15 protein-coding genes are annotated in these 15141 nt (G+C 66.9%); 14 read left to right on the top strand and 1 reads right to left on the bottom strand.

Annotated features, from left to right (window positions below):
- Nucleotides 1–297: 297 nt before the first annotated feature.
- The 10 genes from GAA2_RS08910 to GAA2_RS08955 all read left to right on the top strand — a co-directional run bounded on the left by GAA2_RS08910 (nucleotide 298) and on the right by GAA2_RS08955 (nucleotide 8953).
- Nucleotides 298–711: a hypothetical protein gene (locus tag GAA2_RS08910; protein ID WP_024497340.1), complete on the top strand. Its 414-nt coding sequence runs from the start codon at nucleotides 298–300 to the stop codon at nucleotides 709–711.
- Entirely contained in the window at nucleotides 708–1481 is a 774-nt protein-coding gene (gene atpB, locus GAA2_RS08915) for a F0F1 ATP synthase subunit A (protein WP_024497341.1), read from the top strand. The genes GAA2_RS08910 and atpB overlap by 4 nt, the downstream gene beginning before the upstream one ends.
- A gap of 83 nt (nucleotides 1482–1564) precedes the next feature.
- Complete coding sequence (locus tag GAA2_RS08920; protein ID WP_006437293.1) at nucleotides 1565–1822, top strand: F0F1 ATP synthase subunit C; 258 nt, start codon at nucleotides 1565–1567, stop codon at nucleotides 1820–1822.
- Between the two features lie 46 nt (nucleotides 1823–1868).
- Nucleotides 1869–2363, top strand: coding sequence for a F0F1 ATP synthase subunit B (locus GAA2_RS08925; protein WP_024497342.1), 495 nt, complete (start codon nucleotides 1869–1871; stop codon nucleotides 2361–2363).
- The gene (locus GAA2_RS08930) at nucleotides 2364–3713 is read left to right on the top strand and encodes a F0F1 ATP synthase subunit B/delta (protein ID WP_024497343.1); all 1350 of its coding nucleotides are present in this window, start codon (nucleotides 2364–2366) and stop codon (nucleotides 3711–3713) included.
- 70 nt (nucleotides 3714–3783) lie between these two features.
- Nucleotides 3784–5412, top strand: a complete 1629-nt coding sequence (gene atpA, locus GAA2_RS08935; RefSeq protein WP_006437296.1) for a F0F1 ATP synthase subunit alpha — start codon at nucleotides 3784–3786, stop codon at nucleotides 5410–5412.
- Between the two features lie 45 nt (nucleotides 5413–5457).
- The gene (locus GAA2_RS08940; protein WP_006437297.1) at nucleotides 5458–6381 is read left to right on the top strand and encodes a F0F1 ATP synthase subunit gamma; all 924 of its coding nucleotides are present in this window, start codon (nucleotides 5458–5460) and stop codon (nucleotides 6379–6381) included.
- A 68-nt stretch (nucleotides 6382–6449) separates the two neighbouring features.
- Complete coding sequence (gene atpD, locus GAA2_RS08945; protein WP_006437298.1) at nucleotides 6450–7898, top strand: F0F1 ATP synthase subunit beta; 1449 nt, start codon at nucleotides 6450–6452, stop codon at nucleotides 7896–7898.
- Between the two features lie 9 nt (nucleotides 7899–7907).
- The gene (locus GAA2_RS08950) at nucleotides 7908–8288 is read left to right on the top strand and encodes a F0F1 ATP synthase subunit epsilon (RefSeq protein ID WP_024497344.1); all 381 of its coding nucleotides are present in this window, start codon (nucleotides 7908–7910) and stop codon (nucleotides 8286–8288) included.
- Between the two features lie 206 nt (nucleotides 8289–8494).
- The gene (locus GAA2_RS08955; protein WP_024497345.1) at nucleotides 8495–8953 is read left to right on the top strand and encodes a DUF2550 domain-containing protein; all 459 of its coding nucleotides are present in this window, start codon (nucleotides 8495–8497) and stop codon (nucleotides 8951–8953) included.
- Nucleotides 8954–8990: 37 nt separating this feature from the next.
- On the opposite strand, the gene GAA2_RS08960 is transcribed toward GAA2_RS08955, so the two are convergent.
- On the bottom strand, nucleotides 8991–9605 hold the full coding sequence (locus GAA2_RS08960) for a cob(I)yrinic acid a,c-diamide adenosyltransferase (protein WP_024497346.1): 615 nt from the start codon (nucleotides 9603–9605) through the stop codon (nucleotides 8991–8993).
- A 56-nt stretch (nucleotides 9606–9661) separates the two neighbouring features.
- Between GAA2_RS08960 and murA the strand changes: the two genes are divergently transcribed.
- The 4 genes from murA (at nucleotide 9662) to madC (ending at nucleotide 15069) form a co-directional block, all read left to right on the top strand.
- Complete coding sequence (gene murA, locus GAA2_RS08965) at nucleotides 9662–10918, top strand: UDP-N-acetylglucosamine 1-carboxyvinyltransferase (RefSeq protein WP_006437302.1); 1257 nt, start codon at nucleotides 9662–9664, stop codon at nucleotides 10916–10918.
- A 150-nt stretch (nucleotides 10919–11068) separates the two neighbouring features.
- Complete coding sequence (gene mdo, locus GAA2_RS08970) at nucleotides 11069–12340, top strand: NDMA-dependent methanol dehydrogenase (protein WP_024497347.1); 1272 nt, start codon at nucleotides 11069–11071, stop codon at nucleotides 12338–12340.
- A gap of 99 nt (nucleotides 12341–12439) precedes the next feature.
- The gene (locus GAA2_RS08975; protein ID WP_024497348.1) at nucleotides 12440–13531 is read left to right on the top strand and encodes a MadB family AAA-type ATPase; all 1092 of its coding nucleotides are present in this window, start codon (nucleotides 12440–12442) and stop codon (nucleotides 13529–13531) included.
- Nucleotides 13528–15069 (top strand): MadC family VWA domain-containing protein, encoded by a 1542-nt coding sequence (gene madC, locus GAA2_RS08980; RefSeq protein WP_159405452.1) that lies wholly within the window; start codon nucleotides 13528–13530, stop codon nucleotides 15067–15069. The genes GAA2_RS08975 and madC overlap by 4 nt, the downstream gene beginning before the upstream one ends.
- The last annotated feature ends 72 nt before the right edge of the window (nucleotides 15070–15141 follow it).

Genomic DNA, 15141 nt, shown 5'->3' on the forward strand with positions numbered 1-15141 from the left:
CGAGGCGCATCCAGCACTGACAGCCCCTTGGTAAGGGGACAGTAAAACTCGTGTACTATCTCGTGTAGTAGGTCGACGTCGGTCTGGCGGGTGGCACTTCGGAGCTCCGGAGGGCGAACGCCGTGACGCCGTCGGCGCTCCACCTCCCCGGCGAGGTGCACACCCCCTGGGCTGCGCGTCATCCGGTGTTGGTAGTGTCACAGAAAACCGCGAGCTTACGTTCGGCCATACCAGCTGATCGCACGCGCGTTGCCCTGTGCCTGCGGGTTAGAGGATCCCCTAGTTGAGGAGAGGCGAATGAGCACCACCGTCCCCGACTCGACGTCGTACTATCCCGCTGCCCCGACCGGTCTCGTCCGGCCCGGGATCATCGCGGCGGTTGCGACCGTCGTGGTGGGTGTGCTCGCCGTCGTTCTGGGCCACCCCTGGTTCGCCGTGTTCTTCCTCGCCGGTGTCGTGCTGGTGTTCGTCAACACCAAGCTGGTCATCCGCGCGGTCGACAACGTGGCGACCGCAGAGAACCCCCGTAAAAAACTGCTCGCTCTCAATTCGGCATACCGCCTCGGGGCTATCACGCTCCTCGCATTGGTGGCGGCCTTCCTGGTCCGGCCCGACGGGCTGGGCGCGATGTTCGGACTCGCCATCGGCCAGGTCATCCTGGTGCTGAGCACGGTGATTCCGGTGATGAAAGGACTTCGTAAGCAGCTATGACCGTCTTGTCTTACCTGGCCGAGTCGGCAGAGGAGTCGTCAGAGTCGGCGATCGAGGTCGGCCACCACATCGAGGTCGAGTGGTTCGGGATGACCGTCAACCTCGACACGGTCATCGGCAGTGCCGTTGCGGCGGTCATCGTCATCGCCCTCGCTTTCTTCGTGCGCTTCAAGATGACCTCGAACAAGCCGAACTCTGTTCAGCTGTACTTCGAGGTCATCACTGTCCAGATGCGCAACCAGATCGAGAGCGCGATCGGCATGAAGATCGCGGGCTTCGTCCTGCCGCTGGCCGTCACGCTGTTCACCTACATCCTGGTCGCCAACTGGCTGTCGATCATCCCGTCGCAGTACGGGACCGAGCACGGCACCAGTGAATGGCTCAAGCCGCCGGCCAGCGATGCGAACTTCGTCTACGCGCTCGCACTCTTCGTCTTCGTCTGGTACCACGCGGCAGGCGTCAAGCGACGCGGTCTCATCGGTCACCCGGTGAAGCTGGTGAAGGGACACTCGGTCGCCATCGCCCCGGTGAACATCATCGAGGAGATCGCCAAGCCCGTCTCGCTCTCCCTCCGTCTTTTCGGCAACATGTTCGCCGGCGGCATCATGGTTGCGCTCATCGCGCTGATGCCCGCCTACATCATGTGGGCGCCGAATGCACTCTGGAAGTCCTTCGACCTGTTCGTCGGCCTGATCCAGGCGTTCATCTTCTCGCTGCTGACGGTCCTGTACTTCAGTCAGGCCATGGAGCTGGACGAAGACCACCACTAGTACGAACCCGGCCGGTGTCTGCCGCGCCGGGAGCAAAGACCTGACACGTGCAGTGTCAGTTTCACCCGAAAGGAAAGTTCTCAATGGATCCCAATCTGATTGGTCTGGGTGCGTTGATCGGTGGCGGCCTCATCATGGGTGGCGGCGCGATCGGTGCCGGTATCGGTGACGGCCTCGCCGGCGCTCAGTTGATCGCGGGCATCGCACGTCAGCCCGAGGCACAGGGCCGCCTGTTCACCCCGTTCTTCATCACTGTGGGTCTGGTCGAGGCTGCGTACTTCATCAACCTGGCGTTCATGGCGCTCTTCGTCTTCGCCACCCCGATCACCGGCCAGTCTTAATCCCGGTCGCTGACCGGGTCCCAAGGATCAAGGGAACATCCGCACAATGAATCTCGCCGCAGGAAACTTCCTCATCCCCAATGGCACGTTCTTCGTGTGCCTGGCCATCTTCGTCATCGTCTTCCTCGTGATTCGGACGATGGTCGTGCCGCCGATCCTCAAGGTGCTCGAGGACCGTGAGGCCCTGGTCGCGAAGACCGCCGAGGACAACCGGGCCGCTGCGGCGAGCTACGAGGATGCCGACACCGGATACCGGGCCGCTCTCAAGGAGGCGCGGGCGGACGCCACCGGTATTCGGGATCAGGCACGTGCCGAGGGCAACGAGCAGTTGTCCGAGGCAAGGAAGCGTGCCACGGCAGAAGCCGACGCTGCGATCGCCAAGACCGCCGAGCAGTTGAAGGCGGAAGGAGAGCGGGCCGCGGAGACCGCTCGTCGCGACGTCGACTCGTTGTCGGCCGTGCTCGCGAGCCGTGTGCTCGGTACCAATGTGTCGCCGTCCTCGCAGTCGGCGGCGTACGAGTCGACAGGAACGGTGAAGTAAGTGGACATCGTCATTGGAAACCTGATCGGGCTCGCGATCATCGTCTTCCTCTTCTGGAAGTTCGTGCGACCCGTGCTCTCGAAGGCGGTGACCGCGCAGAAGGAAGCCATCGCTGAGCAGGTCACCGAGAGCGAGGCAGCCAAGGCCCGGGTCGCCGATGCACAGGCCGCTCATGAGCGAGCGCTGGCAGAGGCCAAGGCCGAGGCCGAGGAGCTGCACAAGGGCGCGGTCCGGGACGCCGAGAACATCAAGCAGGATCTCGTCGCCCAGATCGATTCCGAGGTGAAGCGGATCACCGAGCACGGTCGTTCGCAGACCGAGCTCAACCGCGCCTCGCTGGTGCGGTCGCTGCGCAACGATCTCGGTCTGACCGCGATCGACGGGGCGTCCAAGCTCGTCCGGTCCCACCTCGCGGACTCGAAGGCACAGTCGGAGAGCATCGACCGGGTCATCGAGGAACTGGAGTCCATGTCGGCCGGCGGGCCCTCGGACCTGGTCACCCGCCGCGTGGACCTGATCGGCCTGCACTCGATGCGCGCCACGAGCCGGGAGGCCGCTCTCGCCGTCTCGTCGGCGTTCGACTCCTCGGCGTCGTCGCTCGACAGCGACGCCCTGGTGAAGGCCAGCGACGAGCTGACCGAGGTCATCCGCCTGCTCGACACCAACCCGGTGCTGCGCAAGCGACTCACCGAGGACGAGGACAACACCACCGGCCAGGTCAAGCTGGTCGAGAACCTCTTCGGCGGCAAGGTCTCGCCGATCGTGGTCGAGGTCCTGAGTGCCGCGGTGAAACAGCGTTGGTCGTCGTCGGCCGACTTCTCCGCCGCTCTGCGTCGTCAGAACGCACTGATCGTGCTGGCCGCCGCCGAGCGTGACGGAGTCATCGAGCAGACCGAGAACGAACTGTTCTCCGTTGCTCGACTGATCGACCAGAACCCGCAGTTGGCCTCGCTGCTCTCCGACCACAGCCATGATGGTGGAAAGCGCGCGGAGCTGCTGCGCTCGCTGGTGGGGGAGAAGGTCGGGAAACTGTCCTGGATCCTGCTGGCCCACTCCGTCGAACTGCTACAGGGCCAGCCGGCCGATGTGGCTTTCGATCAGCTCGCCGAGCTGGCGGCGGCACGCCGTGGCGAGTCCGTGGCCCACGTGGTCTCGGCAGCCCCGGTGTCGGAGTCCCAGACCACGCGTCTGGCCTCCGTGCTCGGCACCATCTACGGACGCACCATCTCGGTGCAGACCGAGATCGATCCCGACATCCTCGGCGGCCTCCGGATCGCCGTCGGCGACGAGGTGATCGAGGCCGATGTGGCCACACGCCTGGCGAAGGCGGCCGAGAGCCTGCCCAGCTAGACCCTGCCCGACCACATCCAGCGAATACCCCCCAAACACCAGCCGGACTGAGCAAGAAAGACGAGTACCAATGGCGGAGTTGACGATCTCACCAGACGAGATTAAGGGAGCGATCGAGCAGTATGTCTCATCGTTCGATGCCGATGCCTCCCGCGAGGAGGTGGGCATCGTCACCGACACATCGGACGGTATCGCGCACGTCAGCGGACTGCCCGGCGCGATGGCCAACGAGCTGCTGCAGTTCGAGGGCGGCGTGCTCGGCGTGGCCCTGAACCTCGACGAGGACGAGATCGGCGCCGTCATCCTCGGTGACTACGAGTCGCTGGAAGAGGGCCAGCAGGTCAGCCGTACCGGCGACGTGCTCTCGGTCCCCGTCGGCGACAAGTTCCTGGGCCGCGTCGTCGACCCGCTGGGTGCGCCGATCGACGGCCTCGGTGACATCGAGGCCGAGGAGCAGCGCGTCCTCGAGCTCCAGGCCGCCTCGGTGCTCGAGCGCCAGCCGGTCGAGGAGTCCCTCGCCACCGGTATCAAGGCCATCGACGCGATGACCGCCATCGGCCGCGGCCAGCGCCAGCTGGTCATCGGCGACCGCAAGACCGGAAAGACCGCGGTCTGCATCGACGCCATCCTGAACCAGAAGGCCAACTGGGAGACCGGCGACCCGAGCAAGCAGGTTCGCTGCATCTACGTCGCGATCGGTCAGAAGGGCTCGACCATCGCCGGCGTCAAGACCGCTCTCGAAGAGGCCGGCGCGATGGAGTACACCACCATCGTCGCGGCCCCGGCCTCTGACTCGGCCGGCTTCAAGTGGCTGGCTCCGTACACCGGTTCGGCCATCGGCCAGCACTGGATGTACCAGGGCAAGCACGTCCTCATCGTGTTCGACGACCTGACCAAGCAGGCCGAGGCCTACCGCGCCATCTCGCTGCTGCTGCGTCGTCCGCCGGGTCGTGAGGCATACCCCGGTGACGTCTTCTACTTGCACTCGCGTCTGCTGGAGCGTTGCGCCAAGCTCTCCGAGGAGATGGGCGGCGGTTCGATGACCGGTCTGCCGATCATCGAGACCAAGGCCAACGACGTCTCGGCGTTCATCCCGACCAACGTCATCTCGATCACCGACGGTCAGGTCTTCCTCGAGTCGGACCTCTTCAACAAGGGTGTCCGTCCCGCCATCAACGTCGGTACCTCGGTGTCGCGTGTCGGTGGTGCCGCTCAGACCAAGGGCCTGAAGAAGGTCTCGGGTTCGCTGCGTCTGGAGCTCGCACAGTTCCGTGAGCTGGAAGCCTTCTCGGCCTTCGCCTCCGACCTCGACGATGCGTCCAAGGCTCAGCTCGAGCGCGGCGCCCGCTGGGTCGAGATGCTCAAGCAGGACCAGTACAGCCCCTTCTCCGTCGAGGACGAGATCGTCTCGATCTACCTCTGCGGTGAGGGTCACTACGACTCGGTCCCGGTCGACGACGTCCGCAACTTCGAGACGCAGCTGCTCAGCCACCTGCATCACGCAGCCAAGGGTGTCTACGACTCGATCGCCGGCGGCAAGGTGCTGTCCGACGACCAGGCGGAGTCCCTCGTCGCCGAGACCAACAAGTTCAAGAACAGCTACCTCACCCACGACGGCAAGCGCGTGGTCAACGAGGCCGAGGCCGAGGCAATGGATGCCGAGGACGTCGAGAACGAAGAGATCAAGATCCGCAAGTGATCTCAGACGTCAACGGACATTGCGCTAAGGAAGGGGTGAGGGCTCGTGGCCAGCATTCGTGAGCTGCGCTCACGCATCCGGTCGGTCCAGTCGACCAAGAAGATCACCAAGGCTCAGGAACTGATCGCGACCTCGCGCATCACCAAGGCCCAGGGTCGTGTCGCCGCGGCCAAGCCGTACTCGGAAGAGATGACCACGGTCCTCTCCGAGTTGGCGAGTCACGCGGGGACACTGGACAACCCGCTGCTGACCGAGCGTGAAAACCCCAAGCGTGCGGCGATCCTGGTGGTCACCAGCGACCGCGGCATGTGCGGTGGTTACAACGCGAACGTCCTCAAGGCGACGCGGGAACTCATCTCGCTGCTGCGCGACGAGGGCAAAGAAGCCGTCCTGTTCGTGATGGGCCGAAAGGGCGTCGGATTCTTCAACTTCCGCGGCCTCACCGTCGAGGATTCCTGGACCGGCTTCTCCGAGTCGCCGAAGTACTCCGACGCCTCCACCGCGACCGGGTTCCTCGTGGACCTGTTCGTGGCGGGTTCGGGTGTCGAGGTCGAGCGTCCCGGTGGGGACGGCAGCCTCGAGGGTGTCGACGAACTGCACCTGGTGTACACCCGGTTCCAGTCGATGCTGTCGCAGGTGCCGGAGGTTCGTCGCGTGGCGCCTCTGGTCGTCTCGGAGGACACCGATTCCTCCGACGACAAGCCGTCGCGCAACTACACCTTCGAGCCGGGCGCCGAGACCCTTCTCGACGCTCTGCTGCCGAAGTATGTGACCACGCGGGTCTACGCGGCGCTGCTGGATTCGGCCGCGTCGGAGTCTGCGGCTCGCCGTACCGCCATGAAGGCGGCCACCGACAACGCCGAGGAATTGGCCAAGACGCTGTCGCGTGAGGCCAACCAGCTCCGCCAGGCTCAGATCACCCAGGAAATCAGCGAGATCGTCGGCGGTTCGAGCGCCCTGGCGAACTAGCCGGATGCGCCGACCAAGCACGACGACGAGACCCAATACTTCGATCAAGAGGAAGTGACCCAAGCACCATGACCGCAGCAGTAGAAACCCCCTCCGCGCAGTCGGCGGGTTCCGCCGATGGGCGGGTTGTCCGCATCATCGGCCCCGTGGTCGACGTGGAGTTCCCGCGGGGCTCGATCCCCGAACTGTTCAACGCCCTGCACGCCGAGGTCACTCTCTCCTCGGTCGCCAAGACCCTGACCCTCGAGGTCGCTCAGCACCTCGGTGACAACCTGGTGCGCACCATCTCGATGCAGCCCACCGACGGCCTGGTCCGCGGCGCGTCCGTCTCCGACACCGGCAAGTCGATCGTCGTGCCGGTCGGCGACGTCGTGAAGGGCCACGTCTTCAACGCCCTCGGCGACTGCCTCGACAGCCCCGGCCTGGGTCGCGACGGCGAGCAGTGGAGCATCCACCGCAAGCCGCCGGCCTTCGACGAGCTCGAGGGCAAGACCGAGATCCTCGAGACCGGCATCAAGGTCATCGACCTGCTGACCCCGTACGTGAAGGGCGGCAAGATCGGTCTGTTCGGTGGTGCGGGCGTCGGCAAGACCGTCCTCATCCAGGAGATGATCACGCGTATCGCGCGTGAGTTCTCCGGCACCTCGGTGTTCGCCGGCGTCGGTGAGCGCACCCGTGAGGGCACCGACCTCCACCTCGAGATGGAGGAGATGGGCGTTCTCCAGGACACCGCCTTGGTGTTCGGCCAGATGGACGAGCCGCCGGGCACGCGTATGCGCGTGGCTCTGTCGGCGCTGACCATGGCGGAGTACTTCCGCGATGTGAAGCACCAGGACGTGCTGCTGTTCATCGACAACATCTTCCGCTTCACGCAGGCGGGCTCGGAGGTCTCGACCCTCCTCGGCCGTATGCCGTCCGCGGTGGGTTACCAGCCGACCCTGGCCGACGAGATGGGCGAGCTCCAGGAGCGCATCACCTCGACCAAGGGCCGCTCGATCACCTCGCTGCAGGCGATCTACGTCCCCGCCGACGACTACACCGACCCGGCTCCGGCGACCACCTTCGCGCACCTCGATGCGACCACCGAGCTCTCGCGTCCGATCTCGCAGCTGGGTATCTACCCCGCTGTGGACCCGCTGACGTCGACCTCGCGCATCCTCGAGGCCTCGATCGTGGGCGACGAGCACTTCCGCGTCGCCAACGAGGTGAAGCGAATCCTGCAGAAGTACAAGGAGCTGCAGGACATCATCGCCATCCTCGGTATGGACGAGCTCTCCGAAGAGGACAAGGTCACGGTGCAGCGTGCTCGCCGTATCCAGAAGTTCCTCGGCCAGAACTTCCTGGTCGCCGAGAAGTTCACCGGTCAGAAGGGCTCGGTCGTCCCGCTCGCGGACACCATCGAGGCATTCGACCGTGTCGCCAAGGGCGAGTTCGACCACCTGCCCGAGCAGGCGTTCAACAGCTGCGGTGGACTCGACGACGTGGAGGCCGCCGCCGCCAAGATCGCCGGAAAGTAGCGGTAATCCATGGCTGAGAAGTCCTTCCACGTGGAGGTTGTCTCCGCGGATTCGAGCCTGTACTCGGGCGAGGCCACGTTCCTGATCGCGCAGACGACCGTCGGCGAGCTGGGAGTCCTGGCCAATCACGAGCCGCTGCTGGGCCAACTGGTCCCGGGTGGCTACGTGGTGATCGTCGAAGAGAACGGCAATCGCCGCGCGGCGGCGGTCGAGGGCGGATTCCTGTCCGTCACCGGCGAGACCGTCACGGTGCTGGCGGAGTCGGCCGACTGGGCCGACGACGTCGACATCAATGCGGAGAAGACCGCGCTCGAGCGGGCTGAGGCGGATTCGCCGGAGTACCACCGTGCTCACGCGCGTCTGACTGCGGCACAGCAGCTTTCGAAGTAACACCCCGCATTCGCGGCGGTCATCTCGGCCGGTCATCGGATTTCCATCCGGTGGCCGGCCGAGGTCGTTTCGCGTCGGGTGTGGGCGATCTGGCATGCTGTGTTCCACAGCCCCTGTCTCGCAAGTCGTGTCACGGCGTCGGTCCTCCTCGTTGGAAATCCGACGGTCGTCCGGACATACGCGGAGACTGCACGAAGGAGTAGGTGATGTCGCTGCCGGTCGTCTTGCTCAGTGTGCTGCTGGCGGTCGCCGTCATCGTGTGCGTGTTGCTCGCGGTCCGCCTGGCGCAGCTCAGGCGCGTCGGCACCCCCATCCTGTTGCGCACCATCCCGGCGGAGGTCGACCACGGCTGGCGTCACGGGACGGCGCATTACAGCGATGACTCGCTGCGCTACTACCGCCTGGCGTCCCTGCGTCCCGGACCGAACGTCACCCTTGTCCGGCAGGGCATCGAGATCACCGGCCGACGCCGCCCGGAGGGGACGGAGACCGAGATCCTCGAGGGCATGCTGATTCTGCAGGTGAAGCCCTCCGGCAAGAACCCGATCACCGGTAAGGGCAAGGACGGCTACGAGCTCGCGATGGGCCCGGGTGCGGTCACCGCGTTCCAGTCGTGGCTGGAGTCTCGGCAGTCCGCGCGTTCAGAACGGCGCAAGAGCGCCTGATCCCGCCGGTCGGAGCGGGATTTCCCGTTCCGGGCTATCAGTTCTCCGGAGTGGCTGGTCGTGCTCGGTTGCCGCCCGGAACCCACTTCACGTCGCCGAGTGTGCCGTCGGGTGCCCGATTGGCCACCCGCGACAGGATGAACAGCAGGTCGGACAGCCGGTTGAGGTATCTCGCCGGCAGGACGCTCGTGTCGTCGGGGTGGGCGGTCACCGCGGCCCACGCCGAACGCTCCGCGCGGCGGGTCACCGTCCGCGCCTGGTGGAGCAGGGCCGCCAGCGGTGTTCCGCCGGGCAGGATGAACGAGTCCAGGGGCGGTAGGTCGGCGCCGAAGTCGTCACACCAGCCCTCGAGGGCGTCGATGTACTCCTGGGCGATGCGCAGCGGCGGGTATTCGGGGTCGTCGACGATCGGGGTGGACAGGTCGGCACCGGCGTCGAACAGGTCGTTCTGCACCGTGGCCAGCACGGCGGCGATGTCCTCGGGTACGTCGCCGCCGAGGGCCAGTGCCATGCCGATCGCGGCGTTGGCCTCGTCGCAGTCGGCGTAGGCGACCACGCGCGGATCGGTCTTGGGGACGCGCGAGAAGTCACTCAGACCGGTCGAACCGTCGTCGCCGGTGCGGGTGTAGATCCTCGTCAGATGAACGGCCATGCGTTGAATGTACTGCGTGCGATGAGCGCCGGGGGGCGGCGGATAAGGTGGCAGGCGTGAGCGATCGGTTTCTGGTGTCGGGCGGGGCACGTTTGTCCGGTGAGGTGTCTGTCGGTGGCGCCAAGAACAGCGTGCTGAAGCTGATGGCGGCAGCGTTGCTGGCCGAGGGCACGACGGTGCTGACCAACGCGCCGGAGATCGCAGACGTCCCGCTGATGGCCGATGTCGTACGTGGTCTGGGTGCCGTCGTGGAGATGGACGGCGACACCGTGACGATCACGGCCCCCGCCGAACCGAAGTTCCATGCGGACTTCGCCGCCGTCCGTCAGTTCCGCGCCTCGGTGTGTGTTCTCGGACCGCTGATGGCCCGGTGTCATCGAGCGGTGGTGGCGTTGCCGGGTGGTGACGCGATCGGTTCGCGACCCCTGGACATGCATCAGGCGGGCCTGCGTGCTCTCGGAGCGACGAGCTCGATCGAGCACGGCTGCGTGGTGGCCGAAGCCGACGCCCTCGTCGGTGCTCCCATCGCGCTCGAGTTCCCCTCCGTCGGGGCCACCGAGAACATCCTGATGGCTGCCGTCCTGGCCGAGGGCCAGACGACGATCGACAACGCGGCCCGCGAACCGGAGATCGTCGACCTCTGCGTGATGCTGCAGCAGATGGGTGCCCAGATCGAGGGCGCCGGCACGTCGACGCTGACGGTGAACGGCGTCGACCGGCTGCATCCGACGACCCACCGGGTGGTGGGGGACCGCATCGTCGGTGCGACCTGGGGTATCGCTGCCGCGATGACGCGCGGTGACGTCACGGTTCGCGGTGTGCAGCCCGAACACCTGCAGCTGGTCCTCAACAAGCTGGTCGACACCGGTGCCCGCGTGGACACCTTCAGCGACGGCTTCCGGGTGCGCCACGACAGCCGGCCGGTCGCGGTGAACGTCTCGACGCTGCCGTTCCCCGGTTTCCCGACCGATCTGCAGCCGATGGCGATCGGACTCGCCGCCATCTCCGAGGGCATGTCCGTCATCACCGAGAACGTCTTCGAGGCCCGTTTCCGCTTCGTCGAGGAGATGGTGCGCCTGGGCGCGGACGCCCGCACCGACGGCCACCACGCCGTCATCCGCGGTATCGAGCGACTCTCGAGCGCACCGGTCTGGTGTTCGGACATCCGTGCCGGCGCCGGCCTCGTGCTCGCCGGCCTCGTCGCCGACGGCGTCACCGAGGTGCACGACGTCGAACACATCGATCGCGGCTACCCGCATTTCGTCGAGATCCTCCGCAGCCTCGGCGGCGAGATCGAGCGCGTCACCGACTGACATGTCGGCCCCACCTGTCCGATCGGACAGGTGGTACCCCCGTCCTGATGGACCGACCCTGCCCGCCGAGGGTCAGGACCCCTTGTGGGCGTTGTGATCTGAGCGACATTCTCGTTGTGACAGACCCAACCGTCACAAGGAGTTCACCCCATGGCCATTGAGCTGAACCAGATCTGGGATTTCCCGATCAAGGAGTTCCACCCGTTCCCGAAGGCGAAGCTGGGTGTCGGTGCGCACGACATGCTCGGTGTCGAGGCCAAGGAACTGGGCATCACGCGTGCCCTGCTGATGACCACCGGCCTCCGCGGTTCGGGCATCATCGAGGAATTGATCGGCAAGATCGAGTACCAGGGCGTCGACGTGGTGCTCTACGACCAGGTGGAGTCCAATCCCAAGGACTACAACGTCATGGATGCCGCGGCGCTGTACCAGTCGGAGAAGTGCGACGGCATCATCTCGGTGGGCGGCGGGTCGAGCCACGACGCCGCCAAGGGCGCCCGGATGGTGATCGCCCACGACGGCCGCAACATCAACGAGTTCGAGGGCTTCTCCAAGGCCACCAACAAGGAGAACCCGAAGCACATCGCGGTCTCCACCACCGCGGGCACCGGCTCGGAGACCTCCTGGGCCTACGTCATCACCGACACCTCGGACATGAACAATCCGCACAAGTGGGTGGCGTTCGACGACACCTGTCTTGTGGACCTCGCGATGGACGATCCGCTGCTCTACTACTCGTGCCCCGAGCACTTCACCGCCTTCTGCGGCTTCGACGTGCTCGCCCACGCCAGCGAGCCGTACGTCTCGCGCCTGGACTTCGCCCCGTCGCTCGGCAACGCCAAGTACTCGATCGAGCTCATCCGCGATCACCTCCGCACCGCGGTCTACGACCCGCGTAACCTCGCGGCCCGTACCGGCATGATGTACGCCCAGTACATCTCCGCGCAGGCATTCAACTCGGGTGGTCTCGGGCTGGTGCACAGCCTGTCCCATGCGGTGAGCGCCTTCTACGACAGCCACCACGGACTCAACAACGCCATCGCGCTGCCGCGCGTGTGGGAGTACAACCTGCCGTCCCGCTTCGAGCGCTACGCGGAGATCGCCGCGTTGCTCGGCGTCGACACCTCCACGATGACCACCGTCCAGGCCGCCGACGCCGCGGTCGAGGAGGCCATCCGCCTCTCGAAGGACCTCGGCATCCCGGACAACTTCGGACAGCTGTCGACCAACAGCTACGAGAAGAACCGGATGAACACCGGTAAGTACGAGGGGCGCGGCGAGAGCATCGACACCTCCGAGAAGCAGATCCGCGCCATCGCCGAGCACATGATGGGCGACTGGTGCACCCCGGGCAACCCCCGGGAGAGCACCGTGGAATCGCTGATCCCCATGGTGACGCACGCCTTCACCGGCAGCTACTGATCACCCGGCCGGAACCCCGTGCCCGGGAGGGGAATCCCTCGCGGACGCGCGGGTTCCGCCCCAGTCCACCGCCCCGTCGACGGAAGGTCTGACGATCCGATGACGCACACCTCCACCGCCCTCGCCCGCCTCACGGATGCCGACGAGACCGCCCGCTTCGCCTCCGCAGAGGAACTGACCGCTGCGCTCGGGGAGCAGGGATACCTCATCGGACCGGAACTGGCGATCGTCGTGCACCTCGCCACGCTGCTGGACCGGCCGCTGCTTCTCGAGGGGCCGGCGGGTGTCGGCAAGACCGAACTGGCCAAGGCGCTGGCCGCGGCGTCGGGGCGTGAGCTCATCCGCCTGCAGTGTTACGAGGGGCTCGACGACTCGCGTGCCCTCTACGAGTGGGACTACGCCCGCCAACTGCTCCACGTGCAGATGCTGCGAGACCGCATCAGTATCGAATTGGCCTCGGAGGCAAGTCTTTCGGAGGCATCGGCGGCCCTGGCGCGTACCGAGGTGGGCGTGTACACCGAGGACTTCCTGGTGGCCCGGCCGCTGCTGGCCGCGATCACTTCGACCACCCCCACCGTGCTCCTCGTCGACGAGATCGACCGTACGGACGAGGCGATGGAGGCGGTCATGCTCGAGGTGCTCGCCGAACGCCAGGTGTCGGTACCCGAACTCGGGACGTTCACCGCACGGTCGTCGCCGTGGGTGATCCTGACCTCCAACGACACCCGTGAGCTCTCGCCGGCCCTCAAGCGCAGGTGCCTGCACTTCCAGGTCGGCTACCCCGACCCGGACACCGAGCGCGCCATCGTCGCGGTGCGGGCTCCCGACATCGAGGACGAGGTCATCGGCGAGGTCGTCGACCTCGCCCGGCGACTCCGCGATCTGCCGCTGCGCAAGAGTCCCTCGATCGCGGAGGTCATCGACGCTGCTCGTGCGGCGTCGTATCTCAGGACCACCGAACCGGCACGGAACGCCCGTCCCGGATCCGGTCCGGCCGACGCCGCGTTGCTCTCCGTGCTGGTCAAGTTCGGCACCGACCTCGACCTCGCCCGTCATGCGCTGTCGACGCCCCCCGCAGACACCGCCGCCGCGGAGGTCGGTGTCGACGGGTCGACGCCGTCAGGGTCGGTCACGGCCCGGGCGTTCGGGGCCGGGCGGGCCCGCAGTGCCGGGGTACGCGCGGGCCGATGACCGTGCGCACGCCGCCGACGGGGGCCGTCCGCGACGAGATCCTCGACCTGGTCGCGGTTCTGTTCGGGCAGGTCCTGCGCGGTGCAGGGATCGCCGCGTCGCCCGCGGAGGTGATCGAGGTGCGGCGGACACTGGCGATCGTCGGGGCCGCCGACCTCGCGGTGCTGCGGGCCGCGCTGCGCAGTGTCTCCGTCAAATACGGTTACGAGACAGCAGGTTTCGAGCACGCCTTCGACGTCTTCTTCCTGGGTGCCGACACGGGGCCCGACCGCGAGGAGGACCTGCCCCGCCCGCGGGGTGCCGCCGCGGACCTGCCCGACGACGTCGTCTGGGACGACGAGTTCGACGGGGCGGCCCGCCGAATCGGCGCCGACGAGCACACCGACGAGATCGGCGATCTGATGGCACCCAACCCCGATGCCGGCGAGCGACACGGGGAGAGCGCCCATCGCGAAGAGAACGACTTCACCGTGTCGGCCGGCGCCGAACAGCTCGGCGTCGACCCGGACAGCGGATCGGTCAGCGGCGGAGTGACGTACACGGTCGAGATCGACTCCGCCGATTCGGCGTCGGTCGGCGAGCTGACCGGCGCCGCCGCCCGGGTGGAGAGCACACCCCTGGGGGTGACCGGCGCCGCCGCGATCCTGGCGGCTCTCGACGCCTACGACCCCCGGGGAGCGTACGGAACGGAGGGGAACGCCGACCTCGACGACGCGCGTCGCATCGAGCTCGAACGTGCCCTGGCCGCGTTCGTCGACGTGTTCACCGCGCGCCTCGAGGCGGCCGGGCTCACCGAGGGCGACGCACCCGGTCGATCGGCCCCGGTGCGGACCGAACAAGCCGACATCGACCGTGCCTGCCACCGGCTCGTCCAGCGCATGCGCGGAGCACCGCGACGGGTGATCGGCCGCGGAGATCGCGGGACCCTCGACATCCGCGCCACGATGCGCGCGGCGGTCGCCACCGACGGGGTGCCGGCCGAACTGTGGCGTCGACGTCCGCGGCCCGGCCCCGTGCGGTTGCTGGTCCTGGTCGACGTCTCGTTGTCGGTCCGGCCGGTCACCGGGTTCATCCTGCGGCTCGCGCAGACGCTGCACCGTTTCGGCGACCGGTGCGAGGTCGTCGCCTTCGTCGACCGGCCGGTGCGCGTCACCGCCGCGCTCCGGGCGGCGTCCGCCGACGCCGCGCTGGCCGCTGTGCTCGCCGCCGACGGCCTCGACCTGGCCGCGACGAGCGACTACGGACGGATGTTCGCCGGACTACTCGGCGAGTTCGGCGACCTCGTCACTCCGCGTACCTCGGTGCTCGTCGTCGGCGACGCGCGCAGCAACGGATTCGACGCACGCACCGACCTGGTCGCCGAGATCGGCCGGCGCGCACACCGCCTCGCCTGGGTGACCCCCGAACCGTCGCGCTACTGGTCGCAGACGGGGTGCGCGATGGCCGACTACGCCGAACACTGCAGCGGTGTCGTCAGCGTCCGGGACGGGGCCGAGATGCTTGCGCGCTGTGATGAACTGGGTGCAGCGCTCAGGTGAGGTGGGTAGCGTCGAAAATGCCGGTGGCGCACGACGACATCATCGGCCCGCGGTGATCGGAGGTCAACGGAT

Origin of the sequence: Gordonia ajococcus (assembly GCF_012974285.1) — a bacterium.
GTDB lineage: Bacteria > Actinomycetota > Actinomycetes > Mycobacteriales > Mycobacteriaceae > Gordonia > Gordonia amicalis.

Coding starts and splice junctions, on each gene's coding strand:
- GAA2_RS08910 (WP_024497340.1), top strand. CDS start 298: ATGAGCACCACCGTCCCCGACTCGACGTCGTACTATCCCGCTGCCCCG.
- atpB (WP_024497341.1), top strand. CDS start 708: ATGACCGTCTTGTCTTACCTGGCCGAGTCGGCAGAGGAGTCGTCAGAG.
- GAA2_RS08920 (WP_006437293.1), top strand. CDS start 1,565: ATGGATCCCAATCTGATTGGTCTGGGTGCGTTGATCGGTGGCGGCCTC.
- GAA2_RS08925 (WP_024497342.1), top strand. CDS start 1,869: ATGAATCTCGCCGCAGGAAACTTCCTCATCCCCAATGGCACGTTCTTC.
- atpA (WP_006437296.1), top strand. CDS start 3,784: ATGGCGGAGTTGACGATCTCACCAGACGAGATTAAGGGAGCGATCGAG.
- atpD (WP_006437298.1), top strand. CDS start 6,450: ATGACCGCAGCAGTAGAAACCCCCTCCGCGCAGTCGGCGGGTTCCGCC.
- GAA2_RS08950 (WP_024497344.1), top strand. CDS start 7,908: ATGGCTGAGAAGTCCTTCCACGTGGAGGTTGTCTCCGCGGATTCGAGC.
- GAA2_RS08955 (WP_024497345.1), top strand. CDS start 8,495: ATGTCGCTGCCGGTCGTCTTGCTCAGTGTGCTGCTGGCGGTCGCCGTC.
- GAA2_RS08960 (WP_024497346.1), bottom strand. CDS start 9,605: ATGGCCGTTCATCTGACGAGGATCTACACCCGCACCGGCGACGACGGT.
- mdo (WP_024497347.1), top strand. CDS start 11,069: ATGGCCATTGAGCTGAACCAGATCTGGGATTTCCCGATCAAGGAGTTC.
- GAA2_RS08975 (WP_024497348.1), top strand. CDS start 12,440: ATGACGCACACCTCCACCGCCCTCGCCCGCCTCACGGATGCCGACGAG.
- madC (WP_159405452.1), top strand. CDS start 13,528: ATGACCGTGCGCACGCCGCCGACGGGGGCCGTCCGCGACGAGATCCTC.